The organism is Aliivibrio friggae (genome assembly GCF_057368515.1).
Genome location: NZ_CM170648.1, coordinates 1,703,409 through 1,718,177 on the forward strand (window position 1 = coordinate 1,703,409; position 14,769 = coordinate 1,718,177).

The 14,769-nt window shown below is 38.3% G+C and carries 11 protein-coding genes; 5 read left to right on the top strand and 6 right to left on the bottom strand.

The features are described from left to right. Positions 1-148 precede the first annotated feature (148 nt). The 3 genes from AC2INI_RS08045 to AC2INI_RS08055 all read right to left on the bottom strand — a co-directional run bounded on the left by AC2INI_RS08045 (position 149) and on the right by AC2INI_RS08055 (position 2,956). Entirely contained in the window at positions 149-1,831 is a 1,683-nt protein-coding gene (locus AC2INI_RS08045; protein WP_486304570.1) for a DUF342 domain-containing protein, read from the bottom strand. A gap of 67 nt (positions 1,832-1,898) precedes the next feature. Next, positions 1,899-2,186: a glutaredoxin domain-containing protein gene (locus AC2INI_RS08050; RefSeq protein ID WP_446704093.1), complete on the bottom strand. Its 288-nt coding sequence runs from the start codon at positions 2,184-2,186 to the stop codon at positions 1,899-1,901. Between the two features lie 23 nt (positions 2,187-2,209). Then, positions 2,210-2,956, bottom strand: a complete 747-nt coding sequence (locus tag AC2INI_RS08055) for a DUF2884 family protein (RefSeq protein WP_486304571.1) — start codon at positions 2,954-2,956, stop codon at positions 2,210-2,212. Positions 2,957-3,131: 175 nt separating this feature from the next. On the opposite strand from AC2INI_RS08055, the gene AC2INI_RS08060 reads away from it, so the two are divergent. Next, a complete protein-coding gene (locus AC2INI_RS08060) occupies positions 3,132-4,235 on the top strand; it encodes a phosphoribosylaminoimidazolesuccinocarboxamide synthase (RefSeq protein ID WP_486304572.1) in 1,104 nt (367 codons plus the stop codon). 84 nt (positions 4,236-4,319) lie between these two features. Here AC2INI_RS08060 and AC2INI_RS08065 read toward each other — a convergent pair whose 3' ends face one another. Then, positions 4,320-4,793, bottom strand: coding sequence for an outer membrane beta-barrel protein (locus tag AC2INI_RS08065; protein ID WP_122032991.1), 474 nt, complete (start codon positions 4,791-4,793; stop codon positions 4,320-4,322). A gap of 109 nt (positions 4,794-4,902) precedes the next feature. Further along, a complete protein-coding gene (gene hrpA, locus AC2INI_RS08070) occupies positions 4,903-8,739 on the bottom strand; it encodes an ATP-dependent RNA helicase HrpA (RefSeq protein WP_486305713.1) in 3,837 nt (1,278 codons plus the stop codon). A gap of 296 nt (positions 8,740-9,035) precedes the next feature. Between hrpA and AC2INI_RS08075 the strand changes: the two genes are divergently transcribed. Next, positions 9,036-9,362: a TusE/DsrC/DsvC family sulfur relay protein gene (locus AC2INI_RS08075; protein ID WP_122032993.1), complete on the top strand. Its 327-nt coding sequence runs from the start codon at positions 9,036-9,038 to the stop codon at positions 9,360-9,362. 17 nt (positions 9,363-9,379) lie between these two features. On the opposite strand, the gene yccX is transcribed toward AC2INI_RS08075, so the two are convergent. Continuing rightward, positions 9,380-9,652, bottom strand: a complete 273-nt coding sequence (gene yccX, locus AC2INI_RS08080) for an acylphosphatase (protein WP_122032994.1) — start codon at positions 9,650-9,652, stop codon at positions 9,380-9,382. A gap of 84 nt (positions 9,653-9,736) precedes the next feature. On the opposite strand from yccX, the gene AC2INI_RS08085 reads away from it, so the two are divergent. The 3 genes from AC2INI_RS08085 to AC2INI_RS08095 all read left to right on the top strand — a co-directional run bounded on the left by AC2INI_RS08085 (position 9,737) and on the right by AC2INI_RS08095 (position 14,756). After that, positions 9,737-11,140 carry a methyl-accepting chemotaxis protein gene (locus AC2INI_RS08085; protein WP_486304573.1) on the top strand — a complete coding sequence of 468 codons (1,404 nt, stop codon included), beginning with the start codon at positions 9,737-9,739 and terminating at the stop codon, positions 11,138-11,140. A 301-nt stretch (positions 11,141-11,441) separates the two neighbouring features. Beyond that, complete coding sequence (locus AC2INI_RS08090) at positions 11,442-13,403, top strand: methyl-accepting chemotaxis protein (RefSeq protein ID WP_486304574.1); 1,962 nt, start codon at positions 11,442-11,444, stop codon at positions 13,401-13,403. A 162-nt stretch (positions 13,404-13,565) separates the two neighbouring features. Beyond that, positions 13,566-14,756 (top strand): class I SAM-dependent methyltransferase, encoded by a 1,191-nt coding sequence (locus tag AC2INI_RS08095; protein WP_122032997.1) that lies wholly within the window; start codon positions 13,566-13,568, stop codon positions 14,754-14,756. The last annotated feature ends 13 nt before the right edge of the window (positions 14,757-14,769 follow it).

Sequence of the window (14,769 nt, forward strand, 5' to 3'; positions counted from 1 at the left end):
ACCGCAAGTTTTAAACTGGATAGAGATCACACTTAATAATTCTTAGCTCTTAACCTTATCATTGCTCTAACACGTTGTTTACACACCTACATTTTAATAACAAAAAACCGCTACTAAGAGCGGTTTTTATCATTGGAACAACAGGTAACTAACCATCAATAAGGTTAGTATTTTTAGAGATGATGGGATCGATTTTAATCTCATATTCATTAAAATAAATCTTACATGGGCTATGTTCACGTTTTGTTGTTACCTGCTCATCTGAATATTGAATTGTCACTTTTGGATAAACACGTTCGGTTACTTTGACAACGTTTTCGCCTAATTGTTTTCTCAACTCTTCTTCTGCAGACTGAAAGCGGTTCATTGAAAGAGTGATCTCTTTATTTGAATCTTCTTTCATCGCCTTTACACGTTCAACTTGCTCTGGGGTACGATCTGCTTTTGGTATTTTAGCTAAATCCATTTCTGCACGTACTACTTTCATTGTATTTTCTTGAGCAGCTTTGTATTTAGTGTTTAGATCTGCAATATTTTCTTTGTACTTATCAAAACGAGTAAATGCTTTTACTAACGTTTCTGTACCTGCCGTTGCACCTAAGTTCACCGTTGTAATATTAGCACCGGCATAAATTTCACCACCAACTATTGACCCATTACGACCCGATTTATCCATTACGGTGACCGAGTTTTTACTTTTCACAAAACTTTGAATGGCGTGTAATCCTAATTCGATATCACCAGAAGCTTGCAGATTGGCAGATTGCACGAATTTTGCGGTAATCTTTCCACCCGCTTTGACAAAACAAGTATGCTCCTCGCCCTCTTCAACATGATGGCCAATGATCCCTTTCATGGCAATTACATCACCATGAGCCTGAACATCTGCAGATTCAATAAAGCCACCAACCGTCACACTGCCCGTTGCTTTTACGATCATATCTGCCGCAATATCACCACTAACAATAACACTGCCTTTAAATTTCACGTGGCCTGTTGAGATATCAACGTTATTTAAGCACAGCGCATTATCTACATCAGCGCCATCTTGATTGATCCAAGGCATTCCTGACGTCGCAGCAATAACTAACTCTGGATCATTTGGAGAAATAGTTGCGCCTTTACCGGCCCTAAGCTTGATATTCTTGCCCGGTGTCGCTGAAATTATTTCACCCGTTACCGTAAAACCATCAATGCCTTTTGTTGGAGGTATGCGACGGATGAGTTCATCTCCTTCGACCACAGTGATTGTCTCACCGAGATCTCGCATATCTACTTTATCTTCTTCGCCCTCTTTCTCTTGAGGCTGTAATGCTTGCTCACGAAAGTCTTCAACTAAAGGAGTAAAGCTTGCGTTCTCACCATCAATTGGCTCTTTACCTTTAGCGACAAGAAGAGATATTTTCTCTCCCGCCTCTAAATTACGGCTTAATACCATAATTTTCTTTAATGCATTTTTACTAATACCACGAGTGATTTCCATGCTCGTCAAAGCCGATATAATATCGCTACTTTGAATATCTCGCCCACCATAAGCACCAACGACCGCCATCGTTGCTTTCATGTCTCGCTCTTCTAAAGCAATAATCACTTCAGCATCACGACGCTCTGCAACCGTACGGTCTTGATGATGTACAAGCATTCCATTTTTTACATCTTGTATAACTGATGCTATGGTTTTTTCATCAAAATGAAAATTATGCGCATTAATCTCTTCTAAACGGTCTTTAAACCCTTTTAAAGTTGGTTCTTCATCCGGCTGAAATTTATCAGGAAAACGCAATATTACTACTGAGTCGTCTTCTATTAATGTTAGAAGAGATTTCCACATATCCATCACTCTTAGTATTTATTACAGTTATTAATTAAACTGCAAATATTAATTAGTTAGCTGTATTCTACAGTTCAAAGTCATCTAAATCTATGTCGGTCTCTTGACGCTCAAAAAACGCCACTAAATCGTCATGTCCACCGATGTATTTACCATCTAGGTAGATTTGAGGAACTGTATTTACTGCAATGCCTTCTTTTTCTTGAATTAATGACACCATTTCATCTTTACTTAAATCAACATCCAAAGTTAATACCTTGTACGCTATATTCTTATCGTCAAAAATTGCTTTTGCTTTAACACAAAATGGACATACTGTTTTTGAAAATATAATGGTTTGAGTTGTGTCGAACATTTTCTTTATCTCTTTATTTATAATTAAATGGTAAAAACGGGATACGATTGTAATTCTGGCACCAATTCGTGAAGTGTTTTCTCTTGCTCTGCAATCTCTTTTGCTGAATCACATAGCTCTTGAGCGTCGGCTTTAATTTCTTTGCTATTTTCGTTCATCTTTGTTTTGATAGACGCCTGAACGTCAGCAAATTGTTGCTGCAATTCTGAAAAGTTTAACTCACCATTTTGCATTTTATCTGACAATGAATTAAATACGCTAGCGAAAAGCTCTTTATCCAAGCTTTTGATCATCACTTCAAAATCATTCTTCCATGTTGTGTCCACTTCTTTGAAGAAATCATGTTCAAGTATTAAGTCTTTTCCTTGATAGAATTTTTGCTTCGCCGTTACGCCGTATTCATCTATCTTGTTTTTTACTGAATCAAATGAGCCTTGAGCATCAAACGAGATTTCGATTTCATTAACAAAATCATTAGCCGCTGCAATTCCTTTATCGGTAAAATCTACAACGGTAGGAATGTAGCTTGCAACTTGTTGCTGATACTTTTCGATGGCCAGTTTTTGCTCTTTAGTCAAATCCATCTCTTTGCCATTAACAAAGACACGCCCTTCCTGATCAATTCTTAATTTATCTTGAGGGTTTTCAACTTTCATATCACCTGTTGGGCTTAATAGTACATCATTTTTAACTACGACAGGACACATGCTTGCCCAACTGTTGAATGACATAACTAGAATACCTAGTGCGATGGTCTTTTTACCTAGCATAACTGCCCTTGTTTACTATTTATTTGGGTTGTTTAGTTTAACTTATCGCCACTCCTCATCTCAACATAGATTTTTAAGACAAAAGAATAGCAAACGTTTGCTTTTGTTCTGGAAGTACAAAATAGTTCTGGTATGATGCGTCCTGTATTTAAATAGTTTATATAGGAATTCAATAATGAATTTTGCCGAACAAGTACTTGCTGTTAATGATGATCTTCCGATCCGCACTGATAAACCAGTACACAGCGGAAAAGTACGCTCTGTATATTGGTTAACAGAAGAAGACAGTCGCCGCCTTATTAAAGAAAAAGGCTACAATGTTGCAGCGGATGCCCCTCTGGCTATCATGATTATCAGCGATCGTATCTCAGCATTCGATTGTATTTGGCACGGTGAAGGCGGCCTTAAAGGTATTCCTGGTAAAGGAGCTGCATTAAACGCAATTTCTAATCACTGGTTTCAGTTATTTAAAGATAACAACTTAGCGGATAGTCACATTCTTGACATCCCTCACCCATTTGTGTGGATTGTGCAAAAAGCAAAACCGGTAATGATCGAGGCTATTTGTCGTCAGTATATTACGGGGTCGATGTGGCGTGCTTACACCAATGGTGAACGTGAATTCTGTGGTATTCAAATTCCAGAACGCTTAGAAAAAGATGAGCAATTACCTGATTTACTATTAACTCCATCAACCAAAGGCATTTTAAAAGGTATTGATGGCGTACCAGAAGTTGATGATGTGAACATCACTCGTAAAAATATTGAAGATAGCTATGAGAAATTCAACTTCTCATGTACTGAAGATATTGATTTATACGAGAAACTTCTTAAAGAAGGCTTTGCGGTTATCTCTAAAGCATTAAACAAAATCGATCAAATCTTTGTTGATACAAAATTTGAATTTGGTTACGTTAATGATGCAGATGGCAATGAAAAACTGATTTATATGGATGAAGTAGGTACTCCTGATTCTTCACGTATTTGGGATAAAAATGCGTATCGCTCTGGCCATATTATCGAAAACTCTAAAGAAGGTTTCCGTCAGTTCTTACTTAACCATTTCCCTGATCCTGATATCTTATTAAATAAGAATCGTATGGAAGAACGTTCTGTATTAGCTCAAGACAATGCACTTCCGTTAGAAGCGATGATGGAACTATCGAAAACGTATTTGGATATAGCGGCTAAAATTACTGGCGCACCAATCACACTAAGTGAAAACCCAAAAGCAGAAATCATTAAAGTATTAAAAGAAGAATATCAATTAGTTGATTAATCTTTCACTTTTAGCTTAAAAAAATGGCGACCAATACGGTCGCCATTTTTGTATTCTTTCAAATAACTACGACTAATATCGTGATTATAAGAAGTGTACTGTCAGGTTAACAGAAGCAAAATCAATGTTTTCACTACCAACAGTAAAGTTGTTGTAACCAGCACCTACTGTGAACATTGGTAGGATGTTGTATTCAACACCTAGGCCAAAGAATGGGTCAACGCCGTCGTCTTTACGGTAACCATCTGCTTCCCAGCTGTGCATGCCCGCTTTACCATAAACGTGTAATGGACCAAAGTCGATGCTTGGTTTAACAGCAAAGTTAACAGAAGTTACATCTGTTGTTTGGTTACCAAAATCATAAGAACCTAGGTTCCAAGCACCCATTTCTAAACCAATGAAAGGAAGAATACCAGTACCAATATGTGCACCGTATACCGTTGAGCTTTCGCCTCTGTAATCAGCAGAACCTGCTTGTAGGCCACCATAAATTAGTGAATCAGCAGCCGCTGTTACTGATACGCTTGCTAGAGCTAACGCTAAAAGTGTCTTTTTCATTTTCAATCCTATTTTCAAAAAAGGGAGCGGCAATCTTTGCCACTCTTTTTAATCTTATTTATAGTAAAGCAATTAATATGCCGACATTACCTATAGTCTAGGGGATACCTTAACAATCGGCAATGGCATTTTTAACTCGTTTATCAGAAACTGGATACGGTGTCCCAAGTTGCTGGGCAAAATAGCTCACTCGCAGTTCTTCTATCATCCAACGGATCTCTTTTACCTTATCTGGGGTTGGCTGCCCTTTCGGGATTTTATTCAACAACTCTTTATAATCGTTATTGATACCTTCCACTTTAAGTAAATGCATACGGTCTCGATTAGGATCAATTGGCAATTTTTCCATTCGACGTTCAATCGCTTTCATATAACGATGAATGTCTGCCAATCGCTTCCAACCACACTCTGTCGCAAAGCCTTTGAAAATTAAGTTCTCGATTTGTGCTTTAATATCAGAAAGCGCAAATGCCATACTTAAATCAACACGGCCTTTTAGTTTTTTCTGTATTTGAAATGCCGTTGTCAAAATCGTTTCAACTTGTTTGGCTATCTCAACGACCGTATCTCCAAGCTCAGCTCTAACGTGCTCTTTCATTTTCTCAAAAGCTTCAGGCTCCCATACTAGGCCGCCCTTCTCTTCAATCAACTTATCAATACCACAAGCGATACAGTCATCAATTAAATCTAACACTCGACCGTATTGATTAAAGTACAAACCTAATTTCGACTTGTTTGGTAAATTGCTATGTAAGTACTTAATTGGCGATGGGACATTAAGAAGGATCAAGCGACGTTGACCAGCTTTCATTGCATTGTGCTGCTCTTCTTCTGTCTCAAACAGTTTGATTTCAACACTGTCTTTACCATCCACAATTGCAGGGTAAGCTTTAACTTCAAAGCCACCACGTTTCTGGGTGTAAAGTGCAGGTAGCTCACCAAAGCTCCACGTTTTAAGCCCTTTTTGCTCAATATCATCATCTGCGACTTGAGATAACGTCTCTTGAACTTTATCTTTTAAGCCATCTTTTAGATCATATAAATCACGGCTTTCTTTTAGCTTACGATTGCGATGATCAACAACGCGATAGGTTACTTTTAAATGATCTGGAATTTGCTCTAACTTCCAATCTTCACGTAACACTTCTACCCCGGTCATGCGTCGCAGCTCTTTTTCAAGGCTATCTAATAACGGCGCATCAAATGGCGTTGAACGAGATAAAAACGCATCGGCATAGTTCGGAGCAGGCACAAAGTTACGACGAATCGTTTTTGGCAGTGACTTAATATAAGCAACAACCATTTCGTGACGTAAACCTGGGATCTGCCAATCAAAGCCATCCATCGTTGCTTGGTTTAAAATTGGCAATGGTACATGAACAGTAACACCATCGCTGTCTTGGCCTGGCTCAAACTGATAACTCAGTTTCAGTTTTAAGTTACCTTGGTGCCAGAAGTTAGGATAATCAAGATCCGTTACATGACTTGCATCATTACGGAATAACATCTCTTTTTCAAAGCTCAGTAAATCCGGCGTTTCTTTCTGTGCTTTCTTCCACCAAGAATCAAAATGACGACCTGATACAACATCGGTATTTACGCGTTGATCATAAAATTCAGCAAGCTGATCATCATCAACCAAGATGTCGCGACGACGTGATTTATGCTCTAACTCTTCAACTTCTTGCAATAACTTACGGTTTTCTTTGAAGAATTTATGATTAGTATTCCAATCCCCTTCAACGAGTGCTGAACGAATAAATATTTCACGACATACCGGCGCATCAATCGAACCATAGTTAATTTGGCGTTTAGGTACAATTGGAATGCCATAAATAGTGACTTTTTCGTATGCCATTACTGCAGCAGATTTTTTAGACCAATGCGGTTCACTGTAGCTGCGTTTAATTAAATGACCTGCTAGTGGTTCAATCCATTCAGGCTGAATTTTCGCAACAATACGCCCCCATAATTTCGAGGTTTCAACAAGCTCTGCAACCATTATCCATTTTGGCTGCTTCTTAAATAAGCCAGATGCAGGGAAAATATGGTAGCGCGCATTTCGAGCACCTTGGTATTCATTTTTCTCTTGGTCTTTTTGACCGATGTGAGAAAGCATACCGGCTAAAATTGCAGTATGTACGCTTTGATAACCTGCCGCTTCTTGATTCACTTTATAATTAAGCTCTTTCATTACTTGGCTTAATTGGTAGTGAACGTCTTGCCACTCACGAACACGTAAGTAGTTTAAGAAATCTTTACGACATTGCTTTCTAAATTGGTTACTTGAAAGGGCTTTTTGTTGCTCTTTCACGTGTTGCCATACATTAACAAAAGTCAAAAAGTCTGAATCTTCATGATTAAAGCGCTTATGCTTATCATCAGACTGCTGTTTTTTGTCACTTGGGCGTTCTCGAGGATCTTGAATCGACAGTGCTGCCGCAATAATCATCACTTCTTGCAATGCATTGTAATTTGGCGCTTCTAGAACCATACGAGCTAAGCGTGGATCGATTGGCAAACGAGCCAATTCACGCCCCACTTTCGTTAAGCTTTTCTTTGAGTCTTTAGCGTTAGGGTTAATTGCCCCTAACTCTTCAAGCAGCTTTACACCATCTTGAATATTACGATTATCTGGCGCTTCTACAAATGGGAAGGCTTGAATATCACCTAAACCTAACGCGGTCATTTGTAAAATAACAGACGCCAAGTTAGTACGTAAAATTTCAGGATCGGTAAACTCAGGGCGCGCAACAAAGTCTTCTTCTGAATACAGACGAATACACACACCTTCAGATACACGACCACAACGGCCCATACGCTGATTGGCACTTGCTTGTGAAATCGCTTCAATTGGCAGACGTTGCACTTTAGTTCGGTAACTATAGCGACTAATACGCGCAGTACCCGGATCAATAACGTACTTAATACCAGGAACGGTTAACGACGTTTCTGCCACGTTGGTTGCCAATACAATTCGACGACCAGCATGAGGTTGGAACACGCGGTTTTGCTCTTGAGATGACAAACGTGCATACAAAGGTACAATTTCAGTGTCTCGTAGGTTACGTTTTTCTAGTGCTTCTGCGGTATCACGAATTTCTCGCTCACCTGTCATAAACAACAGAATGTCCCCTAACCCTTCTTCACACAACTCATCGACGGCATCAAAAATGGCTTCTAGTTGATCTCTATCGGTATCATCGCCATCTTCAACAATTGGACGATAACGCGTATCTACTGGGAAAGTTCGACCTGATACTTCAATGATCGGTGCATTATTAAAGTGCTTTGAAAAACGCTCAGGATCGATGGTTGCCGAAGTTATGATGATTTTTAAATCAGGACGTTTTGGCAATAATTCACGCAAGTAACCCATGATAAAATCGATATTTAAGCTACGTTCGTGTGCTTCATCGATAATAATGGTGTCGTACTGATTTAAGTATCTGTCGTTTTGGATTTCAGCAAGTAAGATACCATCCGTCATCAATTTAACTTGTGTGCGCTCTGACACTTGATCGTTAAATCGAACTTTATAACCAACATGGCTACCAAGCTGTGTTTCCATCTCTTCTGCAATACGATCCGCAACCGAACGTGCCGCAAGACGACGTGGTTGTGTATGACCGATATTACCGAACTTACCACGGCCTAATTCCAAACAAATTTTTGGTAGCTGTGTGGTTTTACCTGAACCCGTTTCACCAGCAACGATAACCACTTGGTTATTCGCAATGGCTTCTGCAATGTCATCTTTCTTTTGGCTAACAGGCAGATCTGGGTATTTGATCGTCGGACGATCCATTTCACGGTTATTAGCAATCTGCATAGATTGTGCAATGTCTAATGCAATTTCATCAAACACGGCATTTCTTGATTCTTCTTTTTTAATACGTGATGCGCCATGAATGCGTTTACTTAGGCGAAAACGGTCACGCAGCATACATTCACTTAGGGCTTTTCTAAGTGTTGCTGCTGAATTTTGATTTGATTGACTCAAAATATATCCTACTGAATTTTTTATTATTCATTAACTGCAAGGATTCTATCACATTCTTGGCTCTATCTACCCTCGTGAGACAAAAATCTGTTTTACTCTATTGTAATAATCCACGACTAGAAAACGCAAAACACGCTTGATAAATAGTCAAACTATGCCGTTATTTATGGATTCGATTGCCCGAATGGAGATCCCTTTGCTAAACTTAACGCATCAATCCTAATCATTAAGATGGCTGTATGGAATTTAACGGTAAGCACATTGAACGCGACGCTCAAGGGTATTTAATGAATCATACCGATTGGTGTGAAGAGTTAGTTCCACTTTTAGCACAAGAAGAGAACATCGAGCTGACGGAAGCCCATTGGGAAGTCGTTCGTTTTGTTCGCTCTTTTTATGAAGAGTTCAAAACATCGCCTGCGGTTCGTATGCTAGTAAAAGCGATGGAAAAAGCGCATGGTCCAGAAAAAGGCAACAGTAAATACCTATTTACACTATTTAAATTAGGCCCTGCAAAACAAGCAACAAAACTGGCTGGTTTACCAAAGCCAGCAAAATGTCTTTAAGCTTTAGTTCTCCACCCTTAATACATTTTAAAATCAGATAATTCTGGCCACTGGGTTTCAACGCGCTCGACAGAATCTACACGAGCTAATTGAGGCCCAGTATTCAACCACTCTTCTAACGCCTTCACTTTATCTTCTTCACCACAAGCCAACACTTCAACAGAACCATCTGCTTGATTTCGAGCATAGCCTGTTAAATCAAGTTTCAATGCCGTATGTGCTGTATGAAAACGAAAACCCACACGCTGTACTTTTCCCTTTACAGTGAACTTAACTGATTTTTGTGACATAACTCACCTATAACTGTAATTTATAATAAAAATTTCTTAATCATGAGATATTATCAATTTCCACATCATATATACGGATCTCATATGAAAGAGTCAGCATTTCGCTGGATTGATAAATACCTTATCCATCTAAAAATTCAAGAAAAGTTTTATCTACTATTCTTACTTCCAATTATCGCCCTTTTAAGTCTAACAGCAATTATGGATTCTGCTGCTGATAGCATGATGGCTGAAACATTAGATCACGAAGTTCAATTCGTTGCCTCTATGTTGGATCAGCAAAATATTTCTCGACAAGATGCTGTGAATCTTCTCTCTCAATCCGCTGAGTTTGCAGTTGGTTCAGGCGAACATACTGCATTTGTTAATTCTGGTAATTACAGTATCAGTGCAGACTCAAATGTCACGCTTTGGTCTACTTTATCTAGCTTACAAATCTCTTTAATTGTTGCTGTTCTATTATTAATGGCTGTCGGCGTTTATTACATAATGACTTTCATTGGTGGCGCGATGTTCACTATGAATAAAGCCTTAGAAACGCTTGAGTCTGGTGACTTAACACAACGTATGAATTTCTTCCCTGTGAGAGATGAATTCAGTGTTATTGCGATTACTATTGATAAATTGGCAGAACGCGAACAACAATTGGTTTTAGCTATGCAAGAATCTGTCGCCTTAATTCAACAGATGAGCTCTGAGTTAAGTCAAAACAGCCATAAAAGTTCAGATGCTTCTGATAAGCAACTTGCACAACTCGATTTACTATCAAGTGCAACAGAAGAGATGGCGACATCAATTCAAGAAGTAGCTAATTACACTCACGAAGCCTCTTCTCAATCTACAGATGCAATGGATTCGGCTCGTCTTGGTCAATCCCAAGTGGATTCTGCCGTAAAAGCGATTCAAGCCTTATCAGAAGAGATAAATCAAGCTGCCCATGCTGTTCAAGAATTAGATGACAATGCAGCAAAAATTGATGATGCTGTCGCGACTATCAATGGTATTTCTCAACAAACTAACTTATTAGCATTAAATGCAGCGATTGAAGCCGCACGAGCTGGTGAGCAAGGCCGTGGATTTGCTGTAGTTGCGGATGAAGTTCGTACATTGGCAAGCCGAACTCAACAAGCCACCGTCGAAATTCAATCAATGATTGAAGCGCTACAAAATAACAGTAAATCACTCTTAACTCTGACATCGAATACAGTAAGTAACGCTGAAACAGGTCAAGAGTTAATGCAGCAGGTACATAACGATATTTCACACATTGCCGATCGTAACAATACTATTGCACAAAGTAACAATGAAATTGCAACAGCGGCTAGCCAGCAAGGCGAAGTGGCGGTGAGTATTGCTTCAACGGTTGAAGATGTTCGAACTCAATCAAATCAAGTTCATAAGATGATCAAAGATTCTGAATCTAATATCGAGCAACTTAGATTAAAGGGCCAAGATTTAGAATTACTGCTTAATGGATTAAAAGCATAATAATAACCTCTAGTCACTTATATGTATTCTATATGAGTGACTTTAGATATTTCCACTAAAATATATACGTCAATGTTATTTTGACGCTTTATTACACTTAGTAACAATTTTATTATTAATAGTATGCACACCCTCGATTTAATGATAACCACATCACGATTTTTTACTTTTTTTTACTATAAATTCCGCTCTCAAGCGCTTTGTCAATTAAGCGCCAAATACTTTTTATAATTATATACATATTATTTTTGGATATATGACGATTATTAATACTGACTCGCATATATTCAGGAGAGCAAACATGAACCACTCCTTTATATTTAAACTTTCATTAAATAAACCGTTACTTGCGTTACTTCTTGCCCCTGTTTTCACTTCATTATTCTTATTTGCAACTGTTGCTTTTTTAATCGACGGTCGAAATAACGAGGTAGAAAGTAACATTATGCAAACAGCTGAACGAACGGCTTTAGGCCATGAAATTATGCAGCTACGCTATTTTTGGCAAGAAGTTCGAGTACAAAATAGAGATACTATGTCTGAAACTGGACAAGCAATGTTAGATGCTCAACAAAACTTACAAAAAGCATTTATCACCACAAGTACTCATATTAAAGATCGTATTCTTATATCAGAGGTCTTAAGTGATACTGGTAAGTCAGATTTAGTACAATTACAAAAAAATTTAGATAGTTATGAAACGAGCATTAATACTTCAGTTCAAATCTTTACTAATTTATATGAAGCTCAGATTGCAACTCCAATATTTTGGCAACCAATGGTTGAAATGCTAACTTTTATTGGTTCTGTATATAACGGTTCAGAATCAGATTGGGAAAAAGAGCGAATTATGTTCACTACTGATATTGAGCGATTTTATGATAGTTTAAATCGAATGGTAAGTAGCAGAGATTTAGATGAACAAAAAATTGCAGATAAATACCTTGTTTCCATTCAATCATTTATAGAAAAATATAATCAACATCAAGAAGTTAAATCTTTTAATAAAAACATATTCGGTGCTTATTTAGCGCTATACCATGAAAGTATCGAAGCTTTAGAATCAAATACAGAACAATCAAAATTTCGTTCAACACTTGTTAATGAAATTACAAGTATCATTTCAACAGTCAATGCACGTCAAATTGAATATACTCAGATATTAAATGAGCGTTCTCTTGCAGCAAGTAAAAATGTACAAAATACACAAATTTGGTCATGGTTTGGGGCTGCATTACTTTCAACCTTTATTGCCCTACTTCTAGCTCGTAATATTAATAATGTTTTAGCTTCTATTGCGAGAACGATATCAGCAATGGCTAAGCAAAATTTAACTACATTAACTAATTTATCAGGTACGAATGAACTTGCTGTGCTTGCAATTAATCTAGATGCTTCGATCAAAAACATGGCCAATATGGTTAGTTCTGTTAGAGAACAAAGCAACGATGTAGCCTCTTCTTCAACCGAACTTGCCTGTGTGATGACCCAAAGTTCAAGTAACGCAGAAGAACAAAGTGCACAAATAGAACAAATAGCTGCAGCAGTAACCGAACTATCTGCCTCTTCAAACTTAGTTGCTGAGTCAGCTAGAAATACCGAGCTACAAGCAACAGAAGCAGCAACGTTATGTGAGTTAGGCCAAGACATTGCTGAGCAAAATAAAATTCGCGCTGATGATTTAACAACTCAATTAAGTGAAACCGCCTCTGTAGTCGAAAATCTACGGACTCACTGCGTAAGTATCGAAGAAGTCGCGACCGTTATTAATAACATATCAGAGCAGACAAATTTACTTGCTTTAAATGCTGCAATTGAAGCAGCCCGAGCTGGTGAAATGGGCCGTGGGTTTGCAGTTGTTGCTGATGAAGTTCGAAATTTAGCAGGGAAAACCCAGCAATCGACAGTTCACATTAAAAAAATCATTTCTGAACTGCAATCTTACTCTTTAGATGCAACAGAGAAAGTGGATGGGTGTTTAGAAACCATAACATTAACTCGTGAAACCTCTATTCAATCTTACGATCACCTAGCTAATATCAACAGTGCGATTCAGTCAATCTATGGCAGTTCAACTGAAATGGCTTCTGCTGCACTGCAACAATCGAATGCCGTTGAAGAAATTACAGGTACGGTTATTGGTATTAAAGAAATTATTAACCAAAACGTAACTGGAATTGAAGAATCAAGTAAGGCATCAAATTTCTTATCTGAATTAGCTGAACAGCAACGCTCACAACTTGAATTATTCACTATTAAATAAGATTATTTAATACTTTATTATCATGGGGAGTACTAATCTCTCCATGATTACCCCCTTTTTACTTCGATTCCCCCCCATCAAATATATAAGTCATTTTATTCATTGCTTTTATGATACGCATCACAGAGAATATCGACTCAATTTTATCATCAGAGCATCAATATGACTGTTTCAATCTATTTAGTAAAAGGACGTGATAAAGCATTACGTCGCCGTCACCCTTGGATCTTTTCTCGTGGTATTGACCGCATTGATGGGAAAGCAGAGCTAGGTGAAACAGTTGAGATCTATTCAAACAGCGGCGAGTGGCTTGCTCGTGGTGCGTTTTCTCCACAATCTCAAATTCGTGCTCGTGTTTGGACATTTGATAAAAATGAAGCAATTGATAAAGATTTCTTTGTTCGTCGTTTAAATCAAGCGCAAGGCTTACGTGATGTTCTTGCTGAGCGTGAAGGCTTAACTGGCTATCGCTTAATCGCTGCTGAATCTGATGGTTTACCAGGTATCACGATTGACCGTTACCAAAACTATTTTGTATGTCAGCTTTTAAGTGCTGGAGCAGAAGCAACTAAAGATATGTTGGTAGAAGCATTAATCGAATGCTACCCAGAATGTAATATTTACGAGCGTTCTGACGTTTCTGTTCGTAAAAAAGAAGGTCTAAAACAACGCACTGGCGTTCTACACGGTGAAGAGCCACCTGAGTCTGTAATCATTGAAGAGAATGGCGTGAAAATTAGCGTTGATATCGTCAATGGTCATAAAACAGGTTTCTACCTTGACCAACGCGATAGCCGTGAGCGCTCATGTAAATACGTAAAAGGTAAAACGGTACTTAACTGTTTCTCTTACACAGGTGGTTTTGGTTTGTACTCACTTAAAGGTGGTGCAAAACACGTTATCAATGCTGATGTTTCCCAACTGGCACTGGATAACGCAAAAAATAACACAGAGATTAACGGATTCGATTTATCTAAAGCTGAATTCTTAAACGCTGATGTATTTAAACTATTGCGTGAATACCGTGATAACGGCACAAAATTTGATGTTGTGATCATGGACCCACCAAAATTTGCTGAATCTAAAAACCAGCTTACTGGTGCATGCCGTGGCTATAAAGACATCAATATGCTTGCTATGCAAATCTTAAATCCAGGCGGTACGCTATTAACGTATTCTTGTTCTGGTCTGATGGATACGGGCTTATTCCAAAAAATCGTTGCTGATGCTGCTCTTGATGCTAAGCGTACGGTTCAGTTTATCGAGCGTTTTGAGCAAGCAGCGGATCACCCTCTGGATTCTGCTTACCCTGAAGGTTTCTACCTAAAAGGCTTTGCTTGTCGCGTTGTATAATATTTATTTAATA

Excerpts from the sequence above, each read along its gene's own strand:
- AC2INI_RS08045 (WP_486304570.1), bottom strand. The coding sequence starts at position 1,831 with ATGTGGAAATCTCTTCTAACATTAATAGAAGACGACTCAGTAGTAATA.
- AC2INI_RS08050 (WP_446704093.1), bottom strand. The coding sequence starts at position 2,186 with ATGTTCGACACAACTCAAACCATTATATTTTCAAAAACAGTATGTCCA.
- AC2INI_RS08055 (WP_486304571.1), bottom strand. The coding sequence starts at position 2,956 with ATGCTAGGTAAAAAGACCATCGCACTAGGTATTCTAGTTATGTCATTC.
- AC2INI_RS08060 (WP_486304572.1), top strand. The coding sequence starts at position 3,132 with ATGAATTTTGCCGAACAAGTACTTGCTGTTAATGATGATCTTCCGATC.
- AC2INI_RS08065 (WP_122032991.1), bottom strand. The coding sequence starts at position 4,793 with ATGAAAAAGACACTTTTAGCGTTAGCTCTAGCAAGCGTATCAGTAACA.
- hrpA (WP_486305713.1), bottom strand. The coding sequence starts at position 8,739 with ATGCTGCGTGACCGTTTTCGCCTAAGTAAACGCATTCATGGCGCATCA.
- AC2INI_RS08075 (WP_122032993.1), top strand. The coding sequence starts at position 9,036 with ATGGAATTTAACGGTAAGCACATTGAACGCGACGCTCAAGGGTATTTA.
- yccX (WP_122032994.1), bottom strand. The coding sequence starts at position 9,652 with ATGTCACAAAAATCAGTTAAGTTCACTGTAAAGGGAAAAGTACAGCGT.
- AC2INI_RS08085 (WP_486304573.1), top strand. The coding sequence starts at position 9,737 with ATGAAAGAGTCAGCATTTCGCTGGATTGATAAATACCTTATCCATCTA.
- AC2INI_RS08090 (WP_486304574.1), top strand. The coding sequence starts at position 11,442 with ATGAACCACTCCTTTATATTTAAACTTTCATTAAATAAACCGTTACTT.
- AC2INI_RS08095 (WP_122032997.1), top strand. The coding sequence starts at position 13,566 with ATGACTGTTTCAATCTATTTAGTAAAAGGACGTGATAAAGCATTACGT.